The organism is Niastella soli (assembly GCF_017742245.1).
Taxonomy (GTDB): domain Bacteria; phylum Bacteroidota; class Bacteroidia; order Chitinophagales; family Chitinophagaceae; genus Niastella; species Niastella soli.
In genome coordinates this window covers 359,824-386,797 of record NZ_JAGHKO010000024.1, presented here as the reverse complement: position 1 = coordinate 386,797, position 26,974 = coordinate 359,824, and the positions used below count along the sequence as shown (strand labels likewise).

The 26,974-nt window shown below is 42.4% G+C and carries 24 protein-coding genes; 8 read left to right on the top strand and 16 right to left on the bottom strand.

The window, feature by feature from the left end; translation table 11 throughout:
* Positions 1-63: 63 nt before the first annotated feature.
* Positions 64-714 carry a hypothetical protein gene (locus tag J7I42_RS34425; protein WP_209144991.1) on the bottom strand — a complete coding sequence of 217 codons (651 nt, stop codon included), beginning with the start codon at positions 712-714 and terminating at the stop codon, positions 64-66.
* Positions 715-900: 186 nt separating this feature from the next.
* On the opposite strand from J7I42_RS34425, the gene J7I42_RS34420 reads away from it, so the two are divergent.
* Positions 901-1,908: a zinc-dependent alcohol dehydrogenase family protein gene (locus J7I42_RS34420; RefSeq protein WP_209144989.1), complete on the top strand. Its 1,008-nt coding sequence runs from the start codon at positions 901-903 to the stop codon at positions 1,906-1,908.
* On the opposite strand, the gene J7I42_RS34415 is transcribed toward J7I42_RS34420, so the two are convergent.
* The 3 genes from J7I42_RS34415 to J7I42_RS34405 all read right to left on the bottom strand — a co-directional run bounded on the left by J7I42_RS34415 (position 1,905) and on the right by J7I42_RS34405 (position 4,192).
* Positions 1,905-3,143, bottom strand: coding sequence for a BamA/TamA family outer membrane protein (locus tag J7I42_RS34415; RefSeq protein WP_209144987.1), 1,239 nt, complete (start codon positions 3,141-3,143; stop codon positions 1,905-1,907). The genes J7I42_RS34420 and J7I42_RS34415 overlap by 4 nt on opposite strands.
* Positions 3,144-3,288: 145 nt before the next feature.
* Positions 3,289-3,723 carry a DUF2147 domain-containing protein gene (locus J7I42_RS34410; protein ID WP_209144985.1) on the bottom strand — a complete coding sequence of 145 codons (435 nt, stop codon included), beginning with the start codon at positions 3,721-3,723 and terminating at the stop codon, positions 3,289-3,291.
* Positions 3,724-3,748: 25 nt separating this feature from the next.
* A complete protein-coding gene (locus tag J7I42_RS34405) occupies positions 3,749-4,192 on the bottom strand; it encodes a hypothetical protein (protein WP_209144983.1) in 444 nt (147 codons plus the stop codon).
* A 48-nt stretch (positions 4,193-4,240) separates the two neighbouring features.
* Here J7I42_RS34405 and J7I42_RS34400 point away from each other — a divergent pair, with 48 nt between their 5' ends.
* Complete coding sequence (locus J7I42_RS34400) at positions 4,241-4,852, top strand: hypothetical protein (protein ID WP_209144981.1); 612 nt, start codon at positions 4,241-4,243, stop codon at positions 4,850-4,852.
* Positions 4,853-5,044: 192 nt separating this feature from the next.
* Here the strand turns inward: J7I42_RS34400 and J7I42_RS34395 are convergent, their stop codons facing one another.
* From J7I42_RS34395 to J7I42_RS34340, 12 genes are all read right to left on the bottom strand, one after another.
* Positions 5,045-6,316: an RNA polymerase sigma factor gene (locus J7I42_RS34395; RefSeq protein ID WP_209144979.1), complete on the bottom strand. Its 1,272-nt coding sequence runs from the start codon at positions 6,314-6,316 to the stop codon at positions 5,045-5,047.
* A gap of 82 nt (positions 6,317-6,398) precedes the next feature.
* Positions 6,399-6,740, bottom strand: coding sequence for a YciI family protein (locus J7I42_RS34390; protein WP_209144977.1), 342 nt, complete (start codon positions 6,738-6,740; stop codon positions 6,399-6,401).
* Between the two features lie 51 nt (positions 6,741-6,791).
* On the bottom strand, positions 6,792-7,355 hold the full coding sequence (locus J7I42_RS34385) for a dihydrofolate reductase family protein (RefSeq protein WP_209144975.1): 564 nt from the start codon (positions 7,353-7,355) through the stop codon (positions 6,792-6,794).
* Entirely contained in the window at positions 7,355-7,906 is a 552-nt protein-coding gene (locus J7I42_RS34380) for a nuclear transport factor 2 family protein (RefSeq protein ID WP_209144973.1), read from the bottom strand. Before J7I42_RS34380 ends, J7I42_RS34385 begins: the two co-directional genes overlap by 1 nt.
* A gap of 73 nt (positions 7,907-7,979) precedes the next feature.
* Positions 7,980-8,636: a metal-dependent hydrolase gene (locus J7I42_RS34375; RefSeq protein WP_209144971.1), complete on the bottom strand. Its 657-nt coding sequence runs from the start codon at positions 8,634-8,636 to the stop codon at positions 7,980-7,982.
* A 60-nt stretch (positions 8,637-8,696) separates the two neighbouring features.
* A complete protein-coding gene (locus J7I42_RS34370; protein ID WP_209144969.1) occupies positions 8,697-9,269 on the bottom strand; it encodes a Crp/Fnr family transcriptional regulator in 573 nt (190 codons plus the stop codon).
* A gap of 191 nt (positions 9,270-9,460) precedes the next feature.
* A complete protein-coding gene (locus tag J7I42_RS34365) occupies positions 9,461-11,092 on the bottom strand; it encodes a pectate lyase family protein (protein WP_209144967.1) in 1,632 nt (543 codons plus the stop codon).
* A 53-nt stretch (positions 11,093-11,145) separates the two neighbouring features.
* The gene (locus J7I42_RS34360; RefSeq protein ID WP_209144965.1) at positions 11,146-12,183 is read right to left on the bottom strand and encodes a LacI family DNA-binding transcriptional regulator; all 1,038 of its coding nucleotides are present in this window, start codon (positions 12,181-12,183) and stop codon (positions 11,146-11,148) included.
* 195 nt (positions 12,184-12,378) lie between these two features.
* Positions 12,379-12,939: a hypothetical protein gene (locus J7I42_RS34355; protein WP_209144963.1), complete on the bottom strand. Its 561-nt coding sequence runs from the start codon at positions 12,937-12,939 to the stop codon at positions 12,379-12,381.
* A 150-nt stretch (positions 12,940-13,089) separates the two neighbouring features.
* Positions 13,090-13,461 (bottom strand): hypothetical protein, encoded by a 372-nt coding sequence (locus tag J7I42_RS34350; RefSeq protein WP_209144961.1) that lies wholly within the window; start codon positions 13,459-13,461, stop codon positions 13,090-13,092.
* 272 nt (positions 13,462-13,733) lie between these two features.
* Entirely contained in the window at positions 13,734-14,333 is a 600-nt protein-coding gene (locus J7I42_RS34345; protein ID WP_209144959.1) for a hypothetical protein, read from the bottom strand.
* A 5-nt stretch (positions 14,334-14,338) separates the two neighbouring features.
* The gene (locus tag J7I42_RS34340; RefSeq protein WP_209144957.1) at positions 14,339-14,875 is read right to left on the bottom strand and encodes a PH domain-containing protein; all 537 of its coding nucleotides are present in this window, start codon (positions 14,873-14,875) and stop codon (positions 14,339-14,341) included.
* A 124-nt stretch (positions 14,876-14,999) separates the two neighbouring features.
* Between J7I42_RS34340 and J7I42_RS34335 the strand changes: the two genes are divergently transcribed.
* The 6 genes from J7I42_RS34335 (at position 15,000) to J7I42_RS34310 (ending at position 26,952) form a co-directional block, all read left to right on the top strand.
* Complete coding sequence (locus J7I42_RS34335; RefSeq protein WP_209144955.1) at positions 15,000-15,503, top strand: endonuclease V; 504 nt, start codon at positions 15,000-15,002, stop codon at positions 15,501-15,503.
* A gap of 659 nt (positions 15,504-16,162) precedes the next feature.
* Positions 16,163-17,485, top strand: a complete 1,323-nt coding sequence (locus tag J7I42_RS34330; protein ID WP_209144953.1) for a hypothetical protein — start codon at positions 16,163-16,165, stop codon at positions 17,483-17,485.
* A gap of 81 nt (positions 17,486-17,566) precedes the next feature.
* Complete coding sequence (locus J7I42_RS34325; RefSeq protein WP_209144951.1) at positions 17,567-18,493, top strand: hypothetical protein; 927 nt, start codon at positions 17,567-17,569, stop codon at positions 18,491-18,493.
* Positions 18,494-18,538: 45 nt separating this feature from the next.
* Positions 18,539-21,802: an RHS repeat domain-containing protein gene (locus J7I42_RS34320; protein ID WP_209144949.1), complete on the top strand. Its 3,264-nt coding sequence runs from the start codon at positions 18,539-18,541 to the stop codon at positions 21,800-21,802.
* 5 nt (positions 21,803-21,807) lie between these two features.
* A complete protein-coding gene (locus tag J7I42_RS34315; protein ID WP_209144946.1) occupies positions 21,808-22,398 on the top strand; it encodes a thioredoxin domain-containing protein in 591 nt (196 codons plus the stop codon).
* A 117-nt stretch (positions 22,399-22,515) separates the two neighbouring features.
* On the top strand, positions 22,516-26,952 hold the full coding sequence (locus J7I42_RS34310; RefSeq protein WP_209144944.1) for a DUF6443 domain-containing protein: 4,437 nt from the start codon (positions 22,516-22,518) through the stop codon (positions 26,950-26,952).
* Positions 26,953-26,974: the final 22 nt, after the last annotated feature.

Below are 26,974 nucleotides of genomic sequence, written 5' to 3'. Positions count from 1 at the left end.
AAGCTAGCAATAATTCTAAAGATTCAATCTGCCCCTCCTATCTCCGGGGATAAAGGAATAATGCTATTCGTTACCCGTCATTATTTTTGAGATCTCTTCACTATGAGCTACTCCCATTTTATCAAGGGTTTTCCGGATCCTGTGCTCAAACTCATTGTGCAATTTTCTTATTTTTATTAATTCTGTTTTCAGTTCTTGTTCAGAAATAGAGACCATTACCTCAAAATCTATACCAGCTGAAGGACCTGGCTCAACGTAAGTTGAAAATTCAACACTTCCATTCATTCTTCTGTAATAAACCAGGGGATGCCCGATCCATAGATGATGCCATTGGTTTTCGTCCGAACCGGAAATCTCTTCCCACCCCAAAATGTTCCCAACATCACCACAGCATTGCGGTTCTATATATAGTTTGGTGTTTTCTTTTAAAGCTATTCCCCCATCCATTTTGTATGCATCTTCAATTGGCGATTCCATGTCATTAAGCTTAAGCATTAATATTTCTTCCAGTTCGTCGTCATTGATTGTTTCAATATTAACCAGGTGAGATGTTTTTCTAATGGGTTCTAAACGCCCGAGGTTTTTTTCAGAAAGACAATTTTTCCAGTATTGATACCATTCTTCTGGTAATTCATAATGGCTCCCATTGGGCATGTCATATTTCTCATTAGCCAGGTTATAGGGGGGTATCTCAATTGTGTGTATTAGTTGCATTAGTTTTGCTTTAGTTAAGCAGGCCGCTGCTATTATACGCTATTCTTCTTCAGGTTTTATCAATCTGCCTGCATTTTTTCAATTATTTACAATAAACGCCTGTCTAAATAGCCCTTTCATAAAGTCCAGATAGCCCTCCCTGCTCCATTAAATTAGACAATACTTTTGTTCCTTAACTTTTACATAATGAAAGCTATTTTGCTGGAACAACACGGTATCGAGCACTTACAATTAAGAGACATACCTATGCCAACCGTAGGGGAAAATGAAGTGCTGGTAAGAACGACAGCCGTGGCGCTTGAGTTTCATGACCTCATTGTGGTAGAGAACCGGATACCTTTTGGCATTCCGCTTCCTCATATTCCGGTTACGGAAGGAGTTGGTATAGTAGAAAATGTGGGTAGTAAAGTAACGCGTTGGAAAAAAGGCGACCGGGTTATTATTCCCTTTATTGCCCGCTGGGAAGCAGGGAACAATACCCCCTATAACGATCAATGGCGTACCGGTTTTTCCCGCCCGGGGTTGTTGGCTGAATATACCATTCAACCTGAAAATACGCTGGTGAGTACGCCTAATAATCTTACTGATGAAGAAGCGGCTCCCCTATCTATTGCCGGGTTAACAGTATGGACTATCCTCGTTGAGCAGGCAAATATCAGGGCCGGACAAACTATATTGGTGCAGGGCAGCGGTGGTGTTTCGCTGTTTGCCTTGCAAATAGCGAAATTATTCGGCTTAAAAGTTATTGCTACTACCGGTAGCAAGGAAAAAGAAAAGAGGTTGAAAGCACTGGGCGCCGATGAAGTGATCAATTATAAAGATTTCCCCGGCTGGAGTAATGAAGTTAAGCGGTTGAATAGTGGTATTGGTGTAGATGTTACATTGGATGTAGCCGGACCGGACACTATTGAACAAAGTATTCTTGCTGTAAAACAGCATGGCTTTGTCGGGTTGATCGGTTTAATGACCGGAACCAAACTGACCATCGATCTGATCCCGTTGATCACAAACTATGTGCGTTTGCAAGCGTATTCAGTTGGGAATGCACAGGAACTGCAAGGGCTGGTGAATGCTATTGAAAAGAATGACCTGAAGCCGGTTATTGATAGTGTTTTCCCAATGGAAAAGATACAGGATGCTTTCCACCGGTTTAAATCGGGTCAGGCATTTGGAAAAGTGATCATTACCCTTTAAAATAATTCGCCCAGGTTTACAAAGAATCCGCGGGAGCCGTTTTGACCAAAGCCGTAGTCTATACATAAATTGGCGCCGGAAACTTTGTTGAGCTTTATCCGCAAACCAACCCCATACCCGGGAAATACTTTGTTATAGGCTGAAGAGATATCGTCAGAAAAATGTTGCAGGTTTATGAATGCAACACCGCCAATTAAACCATTGTTGGTAATGCCGAAGCGATATTCGGTCTCAAAATAGGACATGGTCTTTCCCCTGAAGCGACCCTGGATATAGCCACGGCCGGTGTTATAAGTATCATCCCAGCCCGTGCTGGGCATCAATAAATAGGGAGAAGTGCCGCCAGTTACAAACCATTCCATCCACCAAAAAGCCAATACATTCTTCGAGTTTTGAGGAAAATGAAGATATTTCCGGGCATCGATCAACACTGAGTGCCAGGTGCTGTCGCTTCCAAATGCTTTGGGATTGTAGCGGTAAGCAACGTTGAAATAGAGGCCTTGTTGGGGATTGATCTGATTAAGCCGGGTGTCATATAACAAACGAAATACAACCCCGGATGCGGTTTCTGTTGTACCTAATTTATTGGTCAACTGGTCCTTTAGATTGTCAGATAACGAATCAATGGGCTTGATGTTCCAGAGCTTATCAAAATAATAGCCCAGACCAACATAAAAGTTATGACCCAATGCTTTCATCACCGTCTGGTGCACTTTAATGGCTGAGTAATCTATAGTGATACCCTGATTGGGGTCCGCTTCGCCGCCCAGGCCATAAATGACCGAAGGATATTTGATAAACCTGAAATCGGTAATAATATTATAGCGGTTGCCTTTTGTCCAGCTGTTTATCTGGAAGGGAATGAGTACCTGTTTCTTTTGCGAATAAGTAAGATTGGTAGTGATGCTGGAGATCTTGGTGTCTTTTGCCGTATCGGTATACCAGGCCATATTGGCGCTTATGATGCCGGCAAATCCTGTTTGCAGGGTATAGCCAACAGCTGGCACAATTGAAAAATGTTTGCGGGTATCTTTTTTCAATCCAGTATCTGGCAATACAGGTGCGTGCCGGTGAAACAGGTGATTAAACACATCACCCATATCTTTTTCAGGGGCCTTGGCTGGAATACTGTCAGAGGGATTTTGAGGAGGCTGTTTTTCTAATTCAGGGATCTGAGCGAAATTTTTATGAACCAACACTATCACCAGTAACAATAATATCAGCTTTTGTATCAAAAGTCGGCAATTTAGGTAATGACGGTTTAAACCCGTAATATTATTACAATTCTATATAATAGCCGTGCCAGGTTAAATGTTTTAACCGGAACTTAACCACATCAGACGATCATTATGGGATAAACATGCGTTTGTGGAGTAATCGCTACAAGGAGGTGCGTGTCCAAGTTTCCGTTCTTCCTAATAAGGAGATACCGATATAGCCCCTTACTTTCAGGATATTGTTATCTTTTAATGAGATGTTGCAACTATAGGTATTGCCGCTTTCCGGGTCATAAATTTTACCCCCACTCCATTCATCAGTTTCAAACCTGAAATTATTCAGGATCACCAACCCGATGATTTCCCGGTTGCGTTTTGTTTCATCCGGGTTTTTGCTGTCTAACCGGGCAACGCCATTAGCTGTTGGATTTTTCAACCAGACTATTTTTCCGTAATAAACCTTCCCCTGTTTGTATACATTGATCTTTGCTGACTCTTTTCCGCCGGTAAGCCAGGTACCAATAATGGCATCTGCTTTTGTTTGCGCTGTAAGGTGAATGCTGGATAATACTAAAATGAGGGTGAGTAGTTGTTTCATTTTTTTAAAATAAAAGTTCGTATGCCTAACCAAATCGGGAAAATCCTTGGTTGAATTCAAGTTTGTCGCCTCCAACCTTGATTAACTTATCTTTTAATTCACCTGATACGAATATATGGCCGTTGTAATGCCATACCTTGGGTCCATTATAATTTTCTGTATGAATAGAATGGATATCGATCTTGTTTTTAATAATAAGTTCAATGTAATTGGTTACCCTTGTTTGAAACTGACGGTCTACTATTTTTATTTTTTGAATAGTAACCTGGTCAGGTAACTGACGGAAGATTTTTTTATACCTGTTATCTACTATAGAATAGATTCCGCCAGTTAAAAGAGAACTGTATTCCCCGTCCTGAGTAACAGTAAAGGTGGTTTCATTCGAACGCCAAAGCCCCAATGATGTATGATTTTTATTAGTTACATTCCAGATATCGCCAGAAAAGCGCTTTACGTACTTTAATTGCATTTTTGTTTTAACTATATTCGAAGTAAACATATTGAAAAATCAGGTAGTATGCTACAAAACCGGGTAGATCCATTGGGGGAAATTATAAGAACGCCGGCCCGAGGCGCCTGGATGGGTAATCGTGGCCTGCTGCACAACGATCAGCAGGAGATCGTAAGACCCTTTCGGTTAATGGCCTGGATAACCTGTGTGTTGGCATTTAAGGCCCGGAAACGGGTTGTAATGTCGCCTGGTCTATATACCGAATTGTTCTTTCTGGATGAAGCCACTGCTTTTTCAGCAGGTCACCGGCCTTGTAAAGAATGCAGACGGGAAGATCATTTGCGGTTTAAGAAATACTGGCTGTTGGGGAATCCCGATTATCATTTCAATGAGAAAACCAGTATTGCGGAAATTGATGCTGTCCTGCACCGGGAACGCCTGGGCGCTGATAAGTCCAAACGGACATATCAAAGTGATCTCGATCAGTTGCCCGATGGTACATTCATATTGCTTGATGAAATGCCTTTTTTAATAAAAGGCGATCAGTTGTACGCATGGACAGCTGCAGGTTATGATGCCGGTATTGTCAAGCCAGATAAAATGGAAGTTACTGTTCTTACTCCTGCTTCAATTGTAAATACGTTTAGGGCTGGTTACATTTCCCATATGGCTCTATAGTATTATCTCCAAAACATGATGAACGATATTATCCAGATTGTTGCAATGATCGTTAAGGCCTGATAATAACTCCACCATTCACCAAGATCAGTTTCCTTTTCATAATTAGCTAAACTAAAGAAGGCGCCAATTACTGGGATCCAATATATTAGTTTATTAGTCATGAACTTATTGTTACCTACTAAAGATACGTTATTTTATTGGTTGTTCACAAAGTTGTATCTTTTTGTTAATGAGTGTCTTATCGGCTGTTGAGTGAGTCAGTGTCAATGCATTATTAAAATGTGCAATAGCTTTTGTGTTGTCGATACTCATGTATAATTCACCCAAAAGGGAATGGTATAAATGATTGCCTGTTAAGTTTATCTTTTCTGCTTCTATGATCGCTTCCTTTTTAGTACGTGCTTTGGCAAGCGCGTATGTTCTGTTCAATGCGGCAATGGGTGAATATTCAATAAGCAACAGGTGATTGTATAGCTGTAAAATATTCTCCCATTTATTGACTGTATCGGCTTTGATCGTATGCCAGTAAGCGATACCCGCTTCCAGGTGGTATTTTGAAAGGGTATCCCCCTCCGAGGCCTGGTTTAAAAAATACTCTCCCTTTTCAATCAGTTCCTGGTTCCATCGGGCGGTATCCTGGTCCTGGTATAAAACTATTTCTCCCTGCTGGTTTAATCTTGAGTCAAATCTTGAGGAATGGAAACACATCAGGGAAAGCAAGGCATTGGCTGCCGGTTTGTTCAATTGCTCATTTTCAATAAGCATATAGGTTAGCCTCATTGCTTCCAGACAGAGGTCTTTACGCAAGGTAATGTCCTGACTGGCGGAATAATAACCTTCATTAAAAAGGAGGTATAATGTCATTAAAACGGCAGGTAAGCGGTCGTTTATCTCTGTAGTGGTTGGTTGTTCAATTTTTATTTTTTCGATCCTGAGTTTTTCTTTTGCCCGTTGCAGCCGTTTGTAGATAACCGTTTTATTGGTGAGAAAGGCGGAGGCAATTTCATCGACCCCAAAACCGCAAAGCAGGTTTAGTGCCAGGCCAATTTGTGCTTCGGGAGCGTTACAGGGATGGCAAACCACAAACATCATCGCCAACTGGCTGTCATTGATATTTTTTACCGACAGATCGATCTCTATTTCTTCTGAAGTGGTGGTGGTGTATTTTATTTCTTTCGAGATGTTTTGGGCAAACAGCGTATTGCGTTTTAAATAATCTTTCGTTTTGTTTTTGGCAACTGTGTATAGCCAGGCCGCGGGATTTTCGGGAAGTCCTTTCAGTCCCCACAATTCCGATGCTAACAAAAACGTATCGCTTACAATGTCTTCTGCAATTTCAATATGGTCTATGCCAAATAATTTACAGAGCACAGAAACTATTTTTCTGTATTCAGTCCTGAATAAATGCGGTATGAGTGCTGTTTGTTCCATAGAAGAAATGGTGACCTGTAAGGTACGCATTCGGGTCTTGAAATATCAGACTGTTTATGCGTTCCCCGATAAATCGGGGCAGGCTCTTACAGGTCAGCTCCATCGGTTCAAATTACAATACACTGATCTCTCTTATTTCTACATTTCCACCTGCAGCCAGAATGGGGCAGTCTTTTGCCAGTTCTGTTGCTTCCTCTTCTGTATTGGCTTTTACAATGCTATACCCAATTATCGATTCTTTTATCTCGGAATAAGGTCCGTCGGCAATTACATTCCCGGGGTTTAACACTTTGCCTGTAAGCATCAACCTGTTTCCCCGGTCGGTTAATTTGTTTTGTGCAGCAATACCTCCGATCCAATCCATCCAGCGTTTGGTGTTTGCCTGCATTTCTTCTGGTGAACGTTTGGGCATGGCAGCGATATCAGTTCTGAATATTAACAGGAAATCTTTCATTGTATTTAAATATTAATTGTTTGAAATGTTATAACTGAAGATAGAACGAATTTAATGGTTGCTTGTGTAATGGATAATATGAGTGCCGTTTTTTAATTGCTGGCTGTCCTCATATTTTAACGAACGGGTAGTGTCCAGGTTCACCCTGTCGAACAACCGGATCTCACCGTTGCCGGCAATGATCGGATGAATGCAGAAGTAATAATCATCTACCAGGTCCATGGCTGTTAAAGAGGCTACCAACCCCAGACTGCCTATCGTAAGCAACCCCTTTTTGTCTTTCTGTTTATAGGTGTTGATCTCTTCTGCCTCTACCGTGGTGACTATTGTTGAATTGTTCCAGGTAGTTGTTTTCAATGTCGATGAATAAACAGCCTTGTGAATGTTATGCAACGCTTTGGCCATCTTTACCCGGTATTCCGGGGTGTTTTTATCTTCCAGTCTGGGGGGCCAAAGGCTCTGGAACAGTTGGAATGTATTGGCGCCATAAGCTACCGTGCTGGTCTCAGCCAGTAAACCATGTACAAATTCATAAAATTCAGCATCGGTATTGACATATTTACCATCCGCAAACCCATCGGCGGTGAGGTTGATCATGCATATTACTCGTCCCATTAGTTATAATTTACAGTGTTAAAAACTAATGACGATCGATTGTCGGGGATTGGACAGGTTTGGGAAACTTTTTTTGAAACGGCCCGGTCGCTGCTAAAGGATTCCCGGAACATTTTCCAGCCGGCTGGGGTTTTCTTCCAAAGGACCTGGAATTTGCCATTGTCAAAAAGCTGGTTGTCGGCGCCATAGGTTTCCCAAAAACCTATTTCGGTAACATATTCTATGCCATCGCCAAATACGTCAATCGTAATAAACCGGCCATTCCTGAGGCCAAATTTGTTATAGGCTATATTGAATATTTCATGGGGCGCCTCCTGGCCGCAAAGAGTGGGCATATGGGGGATCATGATCCAGCAATCTTTTGTGTACCGGTCGATCAATAAGGCGGAGTCGTTTTTGGCGAATGCCTGGAAATACAGTTCATTACTGGCGGCTATTGCCTTTTTAGCTTCCTGCAGGTTTTTGTCGGCCGGTTGCTGCGCCATGCTGCTAAAAAACAAAAGTGACATCAGCATGCATTGCCCTGATGTCACTAACATTATTTTTTTCATTAGTTATAAATTGTAGGTTTAAAAACTAATGACGATCGACTTTACCGGATTGGACAGGTATACTCAATTATTTTTAGGCGATCTTAACGGTGTTGCGGTCCACCCAATAGGCCAGCAACACAAACAACCATTGGAACTGGGCACTCCAGGCCAGGGCGTTCTCACTTTCAGGCGCCGGGCCCCAAAAGCTGGAAAGTTGTACCAAAATAAACAGCGCGATCAGTACGCCAAAAATTATTTTGCCTAATACATTTTTGAAATGAACGCTGCGGAGATATAACACGATGCCTGTCACAAATAGGATCACTTCTATAATGATCTCCACTACCGGTGAACCCCACAATCCTAACCCAACATGGGTTGAATGATTGGTTGGCAATAAAGGCAGGTCACCAAAATGTACCAGGAAATCCAGCGCCCAATGACTGAATACCGCCAGCGCCATTATAATGGCATTCCTGCGGTTCTTTTTTACCAGGTAATAAATGCCGCCAAACAGTAATGACCAGCCTATAGCGCCTAACAGGCTGTGTGTATAAGGGTAATTGGTAAACTCCAGGATGCGGTTGCCGCTGAGTTCAGGATGTATAGTAACGTTTTCTATGTGTAACAGCAAAAATGTTGGCCAGATGAGGTCCAGCAATTGTACTGCAATAAACAAAGTTCCCAGAGAGATCACGGGTGCGGTCTTTTTTAAACCCATTCCCAGGCCGAAGTGTCCTATAAACATGTGTCATTTGATTTAGAACTCAAATGTCATGGAAAAGGAAATGGGACCGCTTGACTTATGTCAAGAACTTATTCTTTTCCGGATCCGGCTGAGGGTTTCGGGCGACATCCCCATCATGGAGGCCAGGTATTGCAACGGCACTTCATTAAAAAGGGAGGGATTGTAATTGAATAGCCATTTGTAGCGGTCCTCTGCGCTCATTGACAACAGGGAGAATACGCGCTGTTCCATAAAGATAAAACAGCGTGCTATAAACAGTTTTTCCAGCTGGTGCCATTTAGGAACGGTTTTCTCCAGAGCATTATAATCGGTCCTGTTAAGGGTATAACAGTCACAATCGGTCAGCGCCTGGATATAGCAGCGGGAAGCATCATTAAACAGCATGCCGGCCAGATCGGTGATGAAACCTCCTTTGTCTGCTATCCACTGGGTAATTTCCTGGCCATTGTCATCGATCAGGTAAACGCGCATGAGCCCTGAGCGTAAAAAGCTGAGGGAATTACAGATTTTACCAGGCTTTAAATAGAAATCGCCCTTTTGAATGGTTTGGGGTTGAAAAAAGGAAGCTACCTGTTGAAGGTCTGTGCCGGTAATATTCCAAAATGAAGTGATATAGGATTCCAGTTCATTCATGTGGGGAACCAATTATTTTGTAAACCCCAAATTTAATATAATGACCTGTAAGGTGCATCATCTGAGCTTGCCATAGTAGCGGTTTGAATCTGACAGGTCTGGGTCGAAAATATGAAAAGACCTGTCAGGACCGCATTAACCACCTGATTGTTCAAAACCCGATGGCGGACCTTACAGGTCTTTTTTTCATACTACATTTTATCTTTCACTACGCTGTTGATAAACTCTTCGATATTGGTATAGCCATCACCATCGTGGTCTTTTACTGCATCTGTTGCGTCTTTGGGATTTAACTTATGCGCAATTTCCCAGGCGTCAGGCATCCCATCGTTGTCACTGTCTTTGTACGGCGTCCCTTTGTATTCAGGATAACCACCTACCTGGCTGGGATCGGTGATGATCCCTTTTTTATAAGAATCAACCGGTAAACGCTGGTGTACATATTTTTCACCGGGGTGTGTTAGAATACCCCCTTCCGTATAATAGATCTTGTTTTCTTTCACCTGTTTTACAATACGCGCGTCAACCGCATCTCGTTTGGGCAGGGTGGCACCCACATGCTCGAGTACATAGTTATAGGCTTGCTGAGTCGGCATAATGGTGATCTTTGGCATGGGGAATGGCTGGTCAACCCGGATCTTTGAAGTGAACTCGCCGCAATCGGCTAATTCACGTACCTGTACCCCACCAGCCCAGTTGTCTTTGGTAACTGCATCATTGCCTTCCATGATATTACCGTGTACATAGGCTTTGCCGAAATCATTCGGATGTTCTTTGTCCCGGCTTGATTCCGGTTTCAGGATCCGATGACCGATCGGCTGGTCTTTTGGAGTAATGGGACCAGGTTTAAAATAGTTGTTGATAAAGTTGAACAACGATTTTTCATCACCACCATCGGCGCTGCGGTTCCACCAGTTGTATACAACGTTGTTGGCGAAGTTAAAGTCGCCATCCATCCCGATCGATGGACTGCGGCTGATATTGCTCGACCACAGGTTACGCATAAACGCGCTGTTGTGTCCGCCAATGGTACTGCCAAAGGCATGGTTATAGGTATCGAGCGCTTCCGAGAAAATACAGTTGGACATAGTGATGTTCACGGTTGGTAATTTCTCGGGTTTGGAACCATCGCCTTTATCGTATACGTGACGGTACATGCTCATATTCTCATCGAGCCCCCAGCTGGCCGAAACGTGGTCAAAGACAATGTTCCCTACCCCATTACCACCCAGGGCGTCGTCACGGCGGGTAACTTCCGTAGCACCCCGGCGGAAACGCATAAAACGTACTACTACATCGTGGGTGTCTATCCATACTGATTCCCCGGCAATACAAACTCCATCACCCGGTGCTGTTTGTCCGGCAATGGTAATATAAGGGGCACGAATGCTAACCGGACTTGTCAAATGTATAATACCAGCTACGTTAAAAACTACAATACGGGCACCCCCCTGCTCACAGGCATCGCGGAATGAACCGGGACCGCTGTCGTTGAGGTTGGTAACCACGATCACTTTTCCGCCACGGCCGCCGAAACTCATAGCGCCGCCACCTTCACAGCCGGGAAAGGCTGCGATCTTTGCCTGGGGCAGGTCAGTAGGTTTGGAAGCCCAGGGAACATAAGGTTTTCCTTTTTTTGCATCTGCTTCTATAATAGGTAAGGCTTTTGCCCATGCCTCATCCGACTTTTTCTTTACTGCTGCCATTACTCTGTCTGCAGAATCTTCCACTGATTTTGGAATGGTAGGATATTGTGCCTGTGTAACGGTGCTATAACCTATACAGGCCAGTGCCAGAACAGAAACCCGAAGGTTTTTTTTCATATTAGTGAGATTTTTGTAAACGTTTACATCTTGATTGAAAAAATAGTAGGGTATTAAAGGGTACCCGGTTTAAATCCACACGAACGTCGGACCATGAGCTCGGTATTGATGATCACATTGGCTGCAGGCCGCGCCGGGTCTTCAATACGCTGGTATAACAGCTCAATAGCCCTTTTCCCGATCTCAAAACCGTGCTGTCGAACGGCAGTGAGCGCCGGATTGAGCGAGGCAGCCCAATACATGTCATCAAAACCCACGATGGCTATTTCGTCGGGGATCTTCACGCCCCGTTCATGGATCTTTTCCAATGAACCGAGGGTAAGCAGGTTGTTGGCTGTAAAAATGGCTTCAGGCGGTTCCGGCAGATCGAGCAGTTCCGCTGTGAGGTCTATGCCACTTTGGAAGTCCGAAGCACGCCCGCGGATCAGCGTATCGTCAACAGGTAGATTATATTTACGCAATGCCGCTACATAGCCGGCAATACGTTCGTGGGTGGTAGGGATGGACAGGTTTCCTGAAATGTGCGCAATGCGTTTGTGGCCTAATTTGATCAGGTGTTCCACCGCATTGAACGCGCCCCGTTCATTGTCAGATTTTACTATGTCAGTACTGCAATTTGCCAACCCGCGATCGATGCAAACCACCGCATGGTGCTGCTCGATCAGGTCTTCCACATATTTGTCGTGCCCATGGTGTGGCGCTATGATAAAACCGTCAACTGATTCGGATTTTAAAATGTTGATATACATTTTCTCCTTATCGGGATCTTGTGAAAAATTCCCGATCAGTACGGCCGAGCCGTTGGTGTAGGCAGATTCTTCAATGCCCCGGATCACATCGATATAATAGGGGTTGCGAATGTCTGGTATTACCAGGCCTATAAGCCTTCCCGATTTGTAGGAACTACGTAAACGCTGGGCAACGCGATTGGGATGATAGCCAGCCGTTTTTATGGCTTTTTCCACCGCCAGTTTGGTCTCCGGTTTTACCACCGGGTCCCCATTCAATACTCTCGAAACAGTAGCAATAGATACGCCGGCCATTTTAGCGACCGATTTTAAACTGGCAGGTTGTTTTTGGGAACTACTCAAAAGCAATCGTTTTTAGTGTAAACGTTTTCAGGACCCTAATTTAAATAACAATTTTTAAATATCTGACCGGCACAAAACAAAAGTTTTAATTTTAATCCGTGGTTAATCAGATCGTTGTTAATTAAATGTCGAATTTACACCTGTACGGGTTGCATGGTGGGAAATAAATAACAGGGAATGACCTGGCGTGTCAGGTCAATTTAAATAACAGGCAATGTTATTTTGAACTTTGGTGTGCCCATGGTCCTGTTCTTTGTAATTTATGTGTACCAGGATCTTATTGTTGTTTTTCACTTTCCCAAAATCTACCTGTATGGACTTAATGGTTTGTTTGTCGATGACTATAACATCGTTTTCGGCAGTATAAGAGGAACTTTTTAACCACGTAAACCCATGCCATTCGCCATAAGAACTGGTAGCAGGGGCATCGTATTCATCTAAAAATGGTAAGGTATCATCCATGTACAGGATGATCTCATTCTGGAGATCTACTTTAAGGGATTCAAGAAATTTCAGGTTCTTATCAGGAGTTGAAAAGGTGACCACATTGGCTGTGCGGTTTACCTGTACAGAGCCGGTTGACCGTACTTCTGCCGGACCTTTCTTTCTGAGATCAAGCAATTCTACCTGGTATTGCTCTTTTGTAAAAAGGGAATCAATAAATTTAAATTGGGTGCTGGCAGTATGCTGACAGAAAGCTGAAAGGCTGGCAGCAAGGATAATAATGGCTGAAAAAAGCAAGAGTCGTTTTTGCATCGGGCCTATTGGAATTATTATATGGCTAAAATACGTTTTTGCAATCTAATCAATTCGAACTAATATCAAAAATAACAGTATGGCTGAGGAAAATTAGTAAAAAAAAGTAGAAAATGAAATTTGATCTTAAAAATTTGGTGGGGTGACCCTTTAAAATAGGGTGTTCAATTCATTTTTTGTAATGGCGAGTGCCCGGTCCGGATGATCTGATTTACTTTTATAGAGGATCAGTTCGCCGGGATATTTTTTGTTTAGGCTGCTGGCTGTTTGCTTTACGATCGCATACGAATAATAATGATCGGACATTCTGCCTGTCTTTACATCTTTGAATAAGATGGTGTCACCCTGTATTTCATAAGTTCCTTTTATTTCATTGATCCCAAAACATACATCTCTTTGAATAAAGGTATAATTGTTCTTAAGTTTAAGCACTGTCATACAGTTGGCAGCCCCTTCCCTCTCAGCAATTAACAGGTCTTTCCCCGAAAGCCGGTCGAAGTCAATGAGGCCCTTTGGATACACGGTTGTCGTTATTAATACTAAAAGCAAACTGACAGTAATCAGCAGCTTTTTTCTATTGCTGAATTTAAATTTGACCAGGAGAAAAAGTTGCTGAAAGAAAATTATGACCAATGCCAAATAAAAGTAAAAAAGCACGAGGAGCACCAGTAAATAAAGGATCCACTGTGTTGGTTCCCAAAAGTAAGCTGTATTAATGAGGAGGAAGAAAATGATAGTCAGTAATATTATCTTTGTTTCTTTCATACAGTAATGAGTACAAGAGAAGGATGTGGTTATTGGGTATTTCGTATTTTCCCGGTTGGTGAAATGGTGAGATAACTTTTCTTTATTTCCTCGTGGTTGGTGTCTTCTTGTTCTGTTCTGTTCTTTTTTTGGAATACGGTCCTTTTGATTATTTCTATTTTGTTTTTGGCAACTATGGCATGCTCATAAAGATCGTATTCGTCCCAGGAATAATCAACGTCGCAGTCCGGATGCAAAAGCCGGGTGGCTATTGCGTTTGTTCTTTTGGTACTTAAACTGGCCACAAATTCATAGGAGCATACCCCTTCTTTATCGACAACACTAAATACGGTATAATAAATGCTGTCATTTAATCCGATGGTATTTTCAAGATAGCACCTTTCACCCAGTTCTGATGTAACGGATGTGTCAACGAGCTTGCGGGTAATAAGTTCGCTTACCTTTAAGTCCTGTACATTTAGAAACTTTATAGTATCCGATTTCGGTACTTCAATTTCTTGGGAAACCTGAATTGTTGTTGTGTCCTTACTATTAAAGGATGTTTTCGTTTTAGTGGGTGTATTCGTATTGCATTGGATGGCCAATAAACCTAAAAGCATCCAGAAACAAGACTTATATTTTAAATGCATGGGTCTCAAATTATCGAATAAACAAAACCCGGTCCTTCTATTGAATTCAAATGGTCATACACTTTTTCAGTGAATCCTTCATTCTCCCTTGTGTCGCCTGAGTAAAAGGAAATTGTTCCGGTATTAAGTCGTTTATCAATGCATGTTCTTTTTAATTCTTTTGTCCGAATATCTTTAAGGTGGATGACTTTGGTCCTTGAAATAAACGGGCAATGTATTACTATACTAAGATCTGTTATTACATAAATGGTTGTCCTGTATTTCAAAAAATTCCAGACAGACTGGATAATAAAAAAAGCAGCTATTACACCAATAAATGATAACGGGACGTCCCAGGGTATGTCTGCCTTATACAGGAAAGCCATAAAACACAAAACTATTATCCCTACTGCGAAATAACGAAGCCCCATAATAGAAGCCCTGATCACATTCAGGAGATATGAGCGTAAGTTCGGTTTCCCTACCCATTTAATGGATTCAGTAGGTTCAAACTTTACTCCGGTTTTAGCGGCCAGGGTTAATTTATCAGTAGTTATATGCATGCCTTGTTTTAAATTCCCTGAAGGGTGTAAATAAACGAAAAAAACGGGTGAACTCCAGTTTGTAATGCTGCTTTTATACACTATTTTTCGGCAATAAAGTAAATTCGCACCTACAGAAAACAGTATGATCCTCGCAATTGACGTTCATTATAAAGAAAACACCGCCAAAGCCGTTGGCGCTTTGTTCCAGAACTGGGGCGATGCCGTTGCGCAACAACATATCCTAAAATATATAAAAGAGGTGGCGGAATATGAGCCCGGCTCCTTCTACAAACGGGAATTGCCTTGTATTTTAGAGATCTTTAAAGACGTAGACCTTAGCACTATCAGTTATATTGTGATCGATGGGTTTGTGGTGCTGGACGACGCAGGCAAACCCGGGCTGGGCGCCTATGTATATGAAAGTATTCAACAACAGGTACCAGTGATTGGCGTTGCCAAAACTGGTTTTCATCAAAATCAACAACAGGTAATTCCGGTGCTCCGTGGCACCAGCGACAGACCATTATACGTAACTTCAGTAGGTATTGAGCTGCCACAGGCGGCTGAATTTGTCAAAAGCATGCATGGGGAGTTCCGGTTACCCACTGTATTAAAGGAGCTGGACCGGATAACCAAGGAGCCCTGATTAAACCCATTAATTGTTCCATCCCTGAATATCGCCCCGGTGTTAAGTTGGTTTACCGGCACGGGTAAACGTTGTACTTCTGGGCTCCGTTTTTAAAAATCGGCTAAGTCCCGTTTCTGCCACCTTGTAACGTCATTAGAAGCCATTCTGGTCCTTATTTTAGTTTTTTTTAAATTATCCCAGAAGTATAGTTGAGGGTATTTTAAGGCAAATTACGGCGTCGATGCTACCGGAGCCGGTATTATATCGGCTGTCCGGTATATATGGGATATAGTAACCAGGTTCGGGGCAGTCTGTCGGGACTTCTTTTAAATGCTTATACTTAAATTTCATCTCCCATAAAACGTGAAAAACACCCATTATTGGTGAACCTGGTTCGTTTATGCATGAAACACTAAACAAAGGCACTTAGTGATAAAATTTATTTTTTAACGGTATAGTGCAATTGATAAACACCGGTGTTTTAATTATAGAGAGTAGCATCACTTGCAAATACTTCACTTAGGTCCGTTCTCTGTAAAGGCTCCCTCAATACCCTAAAACTGATTTTTATATACCCCTAATTACCCGATCGATGAAAAGACTTCATCCTATTGGCATGCTATTGGTATGCCTGATCAAACACTGAATGGCTAACCGCTCAGGATAGTCTTAATAAGGTGTTATCAACACCCACTCGCTTTATAGAAAGTTTTGAGAAAAAGGCTTCCCGCATTGAAAATCACCTCATCAATACCAGTGAACGGGCACTGAAACAACTATCAAAACAGGAAAGCCGTTTACAAAAGAAGCTGCGCAAAAAAGATCCCCTGCTGGCCAAACAATTATTCGGCCAATCTGTTGCGAAGTATCAATCATTACAAAGCGATCTAACAAATAAAGCCAGCAAATTTACCGGGCGGGCCGATTACATTCCTTTTTTAGATACGATCACCACTGCCATACGCTTTCTTCAACATTATAAAGCGTTAGCACATAATTCAATGATCCACCAATCACTGGAACAGCTAAACAGCATGCAGCACCGGTTTGAGCAAAGCAAATCAATACAGCAATATTTATATAGCCGTCAACAATACCTGAAAGAACGGTTGGGTAAACTGAACATGATAAAGGAATTAAAGCAGTACGATAAAAAATTATATTACTATCAGGCGCAAATTGCTGTATACAAGGACTTATTAAAGCAGCCAGATAAATTAGAACGCAAGGTCATTGACCTGCTTAGTAAAACAAATCCTTTCCAGGACTTTATGGCAAGGTACAGTATTCTCGGCTCCCTGTTTACTGGCTCTTCCTATAATACAAATACGCCGGCGTTACCTGGCTTGCAATCCAGCGCACAAGTAAACTCACTCATTCAACAAACAACAGGAGCCAATAATTTACAAGCCTTACAGTCAAACCTGCAACAGGCGGAGCCGCAAATACAACAGCTTAAAAATAAGATCAATATAATGGGGAGAGGCGCAGACGGAGAGCTGCCCAATTTTCGCCCCAACCAACAACGCGTAAAAAGTTTTTGGAACCGTTGGGAGCTGGGCACCAACCTGCAAAGCACCCCCGGCAATGCCTGGTTGCCATCAGCTACGCAAACAGGTCTTTCGGCTGGCTATAAACTAAATGACAGATCGGTTATCGGCGTAGGCATAGCCGGCAATATAGGGTGGAGCAAAAGTGTCAGGCATATAGTAGTAAGTTATGAAGGCCTGGGTGCCAGAAGTTTTGTGGATTGGAAACTGAAAGGCTCCTGTTGGCTAAGTGCGGGTTATGAGATGAATTATCGCTCCGCGTTTACCCGAATTGAACAACTAAACAGGCTGAATAAATGGCAACAAAGCGGCCTGGTTGGCATCAGCAAAAAATACCAGGTGAGTAAAAAGTTGAAAGGCAGCTTGAGCCTGCTTTGGGATTATTTAAGTTATTCACAACTACCAAGGACCCAGCCACTCGTTTTCCGGTATGGCTATAATATAAAGTAAGCTTAAGCATAAATAGCAGTAATACTCAAATCCCAACAGTAATAAACGATCTGAAAATATCTTAACTCCTAAATACCGTATATGAGAAGGACACTTTTAATTATAATTATTTTACAGGCTTCTTTTTTACAGCTAACCGCTCAGGTTAATGGCAGTTTTATTGTAAATGGCGACCTGGATAAATTTTATCCGGTATCCTTTTATGATGGCGGCTGGGATAGCAGCGCAGCTACCGAAGTGGCTATTGGCCGTTCCAGTGTACATACCAACTCCAGCTGGCGGGGTTCTGTTATTGCCAGTTTCCGGTATCATTGCACCAATTGGGGGCATGAATCCAAATTCATCGATGCCGACATTAAACAGTTCAATCAGCTTAATAGCACCACGCCTAATACTTTTGTTGCAGGCTGGCAAGATGCTTCAGGTAGCAGCACCGTTAGAACCATTGTGATCTGGCTGCGCGGCGGAGGCACTACCTACTATTATCACGCCAATTATGCGGTTTCTCCTGCTGTATATGATAATAATCAAAATTCGCTTCCCTATGCTCCAACCGGCTGGTCATTTACCTATAAAACAGCCATTGACGATTATGTAAATTCCCGGGGCCTGTACTATGAAAATACGGCCTTTTTAAATGGCGAGGGTATTAACTATTTTAAAGGCAGCGTGGGTATAGGGACTGTGAATCCCCAGGCAAAACTCGCGGTGAATGGTGACATCTACTCTAAAAAAGTAAAAGTTACACAGACGGGTTGGCCCGATTATGTTTTTCATACGACATACCGTTTAAGGCCACTATCAGAAGTAGAACAATTTATTAAACTTCATCATCATTTGCCTGAAGTGCCTTCGGCTGCGGATGTGAAAAAAGATGCTTTGGATGTGGGTGATAATCAGGCTACGCTGTTAAAGAAAATAGAGGAGCTGACCTTGTATATCATTTCGCTGAATAAAGAAGTGGAAGGCCTTAAAAGGAAAATAAGTCAGTTACAAGTAGCTAAATAAAAAAAAATGCTTTTCGGTGTTTTATTTATTTATAAACCCTTTACCATGCGATCTTTTACTTGGCCCATCCATTTATTTGTATTGTTGTTTCCTTTTGTGTTGTCGGCCCAATACCAGCAAAATTTACCCCAGCCTAAGCCTATTCCACCCAACGCAGCTGCCCTGTTCAAGGTGCTTGAACGGCCGTTAGGAACTTTTACCGGAACCATTCCCATTAATTTCCCTTTGTGTAATGTCAACAGTGGGTCTTTATCAGCTGATCTATCATTGAATTATACCGCAACAGGTGGTTTGAAAGTGGAGGAATTGTCTTCTTGTGTGGGGCTGGGTTTTAATTTAAGCGATGGGGGCGGTCGTATTACCCAACAGGTAAGAGGGCAGCCGGATGACTGGTCTACAGGAATGTTTAATGGAAATCCCAAACCTTCCGCATTTAACTGTGGCAATAATTCACATTTATATATTGCTGCAAACGGATTCCTGGACCTTGAGCCGGACATTTTCTTTTACAGTTTTAATGGGCATAACGGAAAATTCTTTTTTAAAGAGACTGGCGAACTGGTAAAGATGACCAATGATGGGATTAAGATCGATACGATCATGGAAAGCAATATGGGTGCCCCGGGTGGTATTGGATTTCGTGGTTTTATAATTACCGATGAAAAAGGGAATAAATATTATTATGGCAGAAAACGAGATGGTACCGGTAATTACAAAATATCTAATTTTTCCAGTTACACTTCTGGCGGGGGCAGTTCATCACCCTCTGCGCCTTCTTCTATCTCCTATTATTTAACAGAGGCGTATGACATGAATGGTGAAAACTGTATCAGATATAGTTACACTACAGGTGGTAACCAATTTGTTACTTATGCAGGCAGTGCCCGGCCACTTTCCACTGCGGGTTTGAGCTGTCCGCTTTTTTCATTTTCAAGCAACGGCGGAACAGTTAATACCGACGGCACCGAATATCTTGTGTCGCGTATTGATGCCAATAGTGGTTATTTATTATTTAGCTACGCTACAGATTTTACCAACGGGCCCAAACGATTGGTTAACATTGAACAATACGATTCACTCGGCACTTATAAGGGTAAGTATACTTTTAATTATGGCACCAGCTTCAGCAGCAACCGCTGGAAACTCGTAAGCTTTTCACAGTTCGGTTCATCAGGAACGGATAGCATAGCCCATAAATTTGAATATCATCAGCTTAATAACCTGCCGAGTGTATTAAGTCCCAGCGTTGATGCCTGGGGTTTTTATAATGGGCAGGCCAATATCGGCAGCGAGCTGATTCCCAATCTCCTCATCTCTAATGGCTGGGGTGATTTTATATGGGATTTTTATGCAAACCGGGTCGCCAGCGAGCCGTATTCAAAAGCCAATGTGCTCACAAAGATCATCTATCCTACAGGTGGTTACCGGGAGATTGAATATGAAGGGAACAAAGCTGCAGCTTCGGGGGATTTTTTCACTTACCATCCCGATCCCAATTATATGGTTAGTCAAAATTTTTCGGAGACGGGTTTTGTTAATGGGGGTACCTCCGTTCCCTGTTTAAAAGAACCATTTACAATCAATAGTACTTATGGGTTGGCGAAGTTTGGCTATACACTTAATAACGTCAATTTTAATTGTGGCACCAGTTACAACGTTAAGATATACCAGGTCACCACTGAAGGACAGATGACGGGTGGCGTGTTGCTTTATACCTTTACTGGACAGCCAAACGGAACCTGTAATTTGAAAAATGGCTACTACCGGGCAGAGGTAAATCTCACTGTAACTATGCCTTCCTGTACGATGGGCGGCATTACGGGTAACTGGAGCGAGGGTACCGCTGATAATTCGACTATCAATACCGGTTTTGGTACATGGAAAAGGCGGCAGTATAACATAGGCGGTGTTCGTGTAAGATCTCTTAAGGATTACGATCCCTCAACAGGTAAGACCAATCAGACGGATTATTACTATAAAATGTATTCTATTGATTCTACGATGGGCAGTGGATTTTTAGTGTCACCTGTTAAGATCACTTCTCAGGAAAATAACCCCACCACTAATTGTGATTACGTAAAAATATCTCCGCCCGGAAGCGCATACCCGATGGCATCCGAAGGAGGGTCGTATGTGGTGTATCCGGAGGTGCGGACCGTGGAGACAGGGAATGGGTGGACAGATCGTCAATTTATTTTTGCGGCTGATGTGCCATCCAATACATTTCCTGTGGTGCCGGGAAGTGATGCCAGTTATTACCGCGGCAAACTTACCCAGGAAAAGATATATAGAAATGATGGGGCGCTGCTTCAAAAAACAGTGAACACTTATCTTTATAGCACTCCCCCATTACAGGTAGGAAAGCGGTTTAAATTGTATTGGCTTTATACGTTTGACTGGGGCGAAAATAAACCTTCCGGTTCATGCAATGATATGAATCTGGACTGTATCGCAGATTTGGCCGATTGTCAAAGCTATAGTGTTTATTTGCCTGTTACCGTTCCGGCACAAACCATCGATTCTGTTTTTTTTCCGCAGCAACCAGGGACTTCGTCCATTATCAAAACCAATTACAGCTACGAGCAATACCAGGGCATTTATTTTCTTAAACAGAAGAAGGTAACAATAAATAATGATCAAACTAAAGAGCAGAGCTTTAAATATGCATTTACAGCTGTCAGTGACTTTAATTTGGGATTAACCGGCGGTGAACAAATTAATAAGGACACGTTGAAAGCCCGCAACTATCTGCAACCTATTGAAATTACAGATTCTATTAAAACTAACGGAACTAACCCTGTATTTCTGGCTGGCGCCAAATATATTTTCAATAACGCTTCCGGAAAAATAAGACTGCTGCAATACAGGGGGTATACCTCGGCAACTGACTATAACGAACTGAATTTTTCGGGATATGATAACCGGGGCAATCTGACAGAACAATACAAAACAAATGCTTTCAGGGAAGTGTATCTGTGGGGTTACAAAGGGCGGTTCCCTGTAGCTAAAATTATTGGCGAAACTTATGCAGTAGCCACGCAGGGCATAAATCTTTCCGTGCTGGATAATCCTTCCTCCGATGCTGCGCTAAAAACTGAGCTGGACAAGGTTCGAGCTAACCTGGCTTCTTCGATGGCACAGGTCACTACTTACAGTTATTCTTCTGTTTATGGTATCATGACCTCCATGACCTCGCCTGAAGGGATAATTACTTACTATGAGTACGATGCGTTTGGCCGTCTGCTAAATGTCAAAGATACCAATGGAAAAATAGTAAAACGTTATGAATATAAACTGGTAAATCCTTAATCGTTATGAGTAAAATAATTCTTTTGTTGTTCATGCTATGCCGGTGTGTTGCCGCAAATGCACAAACCAGCCTCGATGGCGCAGCAATAAATCTTTCAGGTTTCGCTGGAAAAAAGCTTTTGTATGTAGTAATGCCTGTAAATACTGATACGGCATTGGTTAATCAGATTGAGCGTTTTCAAAAAAAGTTTGGTGACAAAGTGCAGGTGATTGCAATAGTTAAACCTGGTACAAACCGGCTGGCGGTACGTTCTGCGATCAGTAAGGTAATGGATTCAGGAATGATCGTGACCGAGGGTATTGCATCACGAAAAGAGAACAGCTCACAAAGAGAGTCTGTTATGGAATGGATCAGTGAAAAAAGAAGAATATCGGCAGAAAGTGAACAGAACGAGGTAGGTAGTAAATATTTTATTAGCGAAGATGGAAGGTTGTATGTGATGTTAGGCGCAGATGTGTCTTTTGATAGTCCGCTGATGATGTCTATCGTTAATGCCAGGGTAGCTAAAGCAATTTATCAGGAAGATCCTTCCTTGTCTCCTGAACAGATCAATGAAGCAAAGCCGGGTATTAATCAGAAACAAGTATCTAATTGATAAATATTCCCCCTACATTATATGCGATGTAAACAAAAAAGCCTTTTTCTGGCTGCAAAAATATATCTGGTGTGCTATAGATCATCGATAGTCACAGCTATAATAGTTCTGGGCTGTATGCAATTATACGCACAGGATGCCAGCGTAAATACGCCAGCTGCTTATAGCACTTTCTTAAATAATTATATCAGGATATGGGATGCAATAAAGCCGGACACTACCAGCAGTAATTTTTCCACCTCATCAGTTATTACCCATTCACGACTGACGACCCAGTATTTTGACGGCCTGGGCAGGCCCATTCAAACAGTGGTAAAGCAAGGATCATTGGTAACAGGTAGCAGTGCAGTAGATCTGGTAAGCCCGTTGGTGTATGATGAATGGGGACGGGTACAAAGGCAATATTTACCTTTTGGCGCCAGTAACTACGGGGGAAATACATCTTTTACAGATGGCGGTTTCAAACTAAATCCTTTTCAGCAACAGCAGAACTTTTATAGTGATAACAATTCCAATAGCCCTGTTAAAGGCCAGGGAGAAACCTACTACTATGGCAAAACCGAATATGAGGAATCGCCATTAAACAGGATTGACAGAACCTATGCGCCAGGTAATAGCTGGGTAAACCAGGGCACAGGTGTAAAAATGAAATACTGGGTGAACACAGTGACGGACTCTGTGCGTATCTGGAAGGTTAATATCAGTAATACGCCAGGGGTGTTTAGTACCTATTCCTGTGATAGTTTGTACAAAGCAGGCGAATTGTTCAAGCATGTTACCGTAGATGAAAACGATAAACAGGTCATCGAGTTTAAGGACCGCGAAGGTAAAGTAGTATTGAAGAAAGTTCAATTGACTGCCAATGTCGATACGGGCACGGGTAAAGGATACAGCGGCTGGTTATGCACTTACTACATTTACGATTTATATAATCAACTGAGAGCGGTTGTTCAACCCAGGGGTGTTCAGTTATTACAAGCCAATAGCTGGAACATCGGTGCGCTTGGTGGAGCGATCCTTACTGAACAGTGTTTTCGCTATGAGTACAATGGGCGCAGGTTGATGAACATGAAAAAGGTGCCGGGCGCGGGTGCAGTATTTATGGTGTATGATGGGCGGGACAGGCTTGTATTTACCCAGGACTCTATTATGCGCAGCAATAACCAGTGGCTGGCTACCCTGTATGATGGCGTTAACCGGCCTGTAATAACGGGTATGGTGATCTATAGCAGTACGATGGGTAATTTACAGTCTTATGTTACCACCAGAACGGCCTCCAATCCCGGGAACAGCATTCCACTAGACCTGTCGTTAGCCGGTACTCAATCGGGTGCCAAACAGGCCATACTCTCTGTGACCATGTATAGGGAGTCGGAATCAACCACCGGGGGAGAAATGACGCTGGAAAACGTGAGCGGGCCAGGTGAACAGGGCGATACCATCATGCTGGGTACAGCAGTTAATAAATACGCCATTCCATTCGGCGCCACCTTTGAGCCGCTCACCTATACGTATTATGACTCCTATGATTGGTTGGGTGGGTATAATACGACATTAAACAGCACCCGAAATAACAGTTTTGACAACTATTTACTAAGTCCGGATAACGGCTCTTATCCTTATCCGCAGGGAGTTAGCCAAAGCAGTAAAGTAAAAGGACTGGTAACCGGCGCCGCAGTAAGAGTGCTGGGTGCAAATACCTTTCTTTACTCCTTAAATATTTATGATGATAAAGGCCGCATCATTCAAACCCAGCAAACCAATTATTCAGGCGGCACGGATATACTTACCACACAATACTCCTTTACCGGACAACCCCTGGTTCTTATACAAAAACAAGAAAAAGGAGGTGCTAACCTGCAAACCAGCGTAGTAGTCACAAAATTGATTTATGACGATTTAGGCAGACTGGCAAAAACAGAAAAGAAGCTCAGTAACACGAAGGTGAATGGTGGTACGATGAGTAGTTGGATAACCCTGGCGGAAATGAGTTATGATGCCCTGGGACAGTTAACAAAAAAGAAATTAGCAGGTGGAGCTCTTGATTCTCTAACCTACGACTATAATATTCGCGGTTGGTTGTTAGGTGCCAATAGAGCTTATGCTAAAGATACTACCAGCACTGCCAACTATTTTGGTTTTGATCTTGGCTACGACAAAACAGCTTTCACCATCAATGGGGCCTCAAAAAGCTATACTGCGGCCCAGTACAATGGAAATATTGGCGGTATGCTTTGGAAAAGTACCGGCTACAACCTGGTACGTAAATATGACTTCACTTATGATGCGGTTAACCGACTCACCGATGCTACGTTTACCCAGCACAACAATAATGCATTTAATTTAAGTGCCGGCCTCGACTTCAGTGCCCACAATTTTGCTTATGACGCCAATGGTAACCTGTTAAGCATGGTGCAAAGAGGCTGGAAGTCGGTAAACAGCGCAACCATCGATAGCCTGCAATATAATTATTACAGCAATAGTAACAGGTTACAAAATGTAATAGATGCGGTCAATGACACCGCCACCAAACTGGGAGATTTCAGGAGCAGTAAAGCATATATGACTGCTTTGAGCAATAACAAAACCTCAGTTGCAACAGATTATACGTACGACGGGAATGGCAATCTGATAAAAGATCTTAATAAGGATATAGCGGCCAGTGGTATTGTATACAATTACCTGAACCTGCCCCAAACCATTTATATGAATGGCAAGGGGAAGATAGAATATCAATATGACGCCGCTGGTAATAAACTGAAGAAGATAGCTACGGACAGTACGGTTAGTCCGGTCAAAATAACTACCACCACTTATTTAGCTGGAGCAGTATACCAAAACGACACCCTGCAATTTTTAGGGCACGAAGAAGGACGAGTTAGATATGACCCAATCAAATCTGCTTTAGCTTATGATTATTTCTTAAAAGACCACCTGGGCAATGTGCGCATGGTGTTGACCACGCAAAAGGATACCTCCGTTTACCCGCCCGTAGCCTTTGAGGATGCCAGTACGGCTAATGAACAACTCTATTACGAAAATGCTGCTGACCAGCGGGTAGCCCGTCCAGGCAGTTTTTACAGCAGTGGGACCAACGGGAATAAAGTACAGCTTTTGCGCAGGAACACGCAAAGCATCGGTGCAGGAAAGCTGTTAAAAGTAATGGCAAAAGACCGCCTGCATATAAAGGCAGACTACTACATTCAAAATGATGTAACAGACAACACCAATGCCAATGGCCTGAGTTCAATATTGTCAGTTCTATCAAATTTGGTAAACAACACGCCGGTATTTCATGGGGTAGGTTCAACTGTAACCAGTAATTTAAACAGTAGTGTTCCGTTTACGAGTTTCCTGTCGTCCCAGAATGGGAGTGGAGGAACTATGCCGAAGGCTTATTTGAACATTCTCTTCTTTGATGAACAATTCCGGTTTGTTCCTTCCCAAAGTGAGATCATTCAGGTAAGCACCAAAGGGAGCGGACAAACGATTTATCGTGTTGATGGTACAGCCAAAGAAGCACCTAAAAATGGGTATGCTTACGTATTTGTTAGTAATGAATCAGAAAATTTAGTATTTTTCGATAACCTTCAGATAACGCATGAGCGTGGCCCGATAACAGAAGAGACGCATTATTATCCCTTTGGGCTGACGATGGCGGGGATATCTTCGAAAGCATTAGGATTTGGTGAGCCTGGGAATAAATACAAATACAACGGTAAGGAGCAGCAGAATAAAGAGTTTAGCGATGGTAGTGGGCTAGAAGCCTATGACTATGGAGCGAGGATGTATGATAACCAGATTGGGAGGTGGCATATAGGAGACCCTATGAGCGAGAAATACTATCGCCATTCAATTTATAGTTACGCAATTAATAACCCCTTGAGGTTCATAGATCCTAGTGGAAATGAAATTAAGCCAGTAGGGACTGCTGAAGAAATAAAGAAAATAAATAGTGCATTAGCAATAGTTGAAAAGTCAAATCCAGAGATATATAAGGCCTTAAAAGAAGCAAAAGAAGTTTTTACAATAAGTGTAACTCAGTTTATAGAACCTAAGCCTGTTGATGTTAGCACAGGGAATAAATCAACTGTTGATTATGCCGGAACACCTGAGCATACTGATCAATTAGGAGACTTTTCAACGGCGTATAAAGTCTGGAATAAGGTCCAGGGTAATGATGATCCAACTAAATTTAAGTTTAGCAAAGAGATCAAAAATGGAGAAGATGTTGAACGAGTCGAAATTTCGGAAAAAGAAGCAAATGAAATGGTGAAATTAAGTGATCCACAAATATTAATAGAACAAAGCTTGGGAAGTAAGGATTTTGCTAGAGTATTAGCACATGAATTTGGTCATGCAGCATATGCATTAGAAAATAGCGCAAAATCTCGTTTTTATATAGGTGATCCTGATAAAAAGGGGCATGATGAAGGAAACCCTACTGGTCAAGCTGCAGACCAAGCCGAGAAGAATTTCATTAAAAACTATAGAGAAGCTTTACGTAAGTTGAAAGAGGAGGAAGAAGACAGAAAGAGAAAGCAAAATCAATAATTCGGGAGTTAAAAATTCAAAA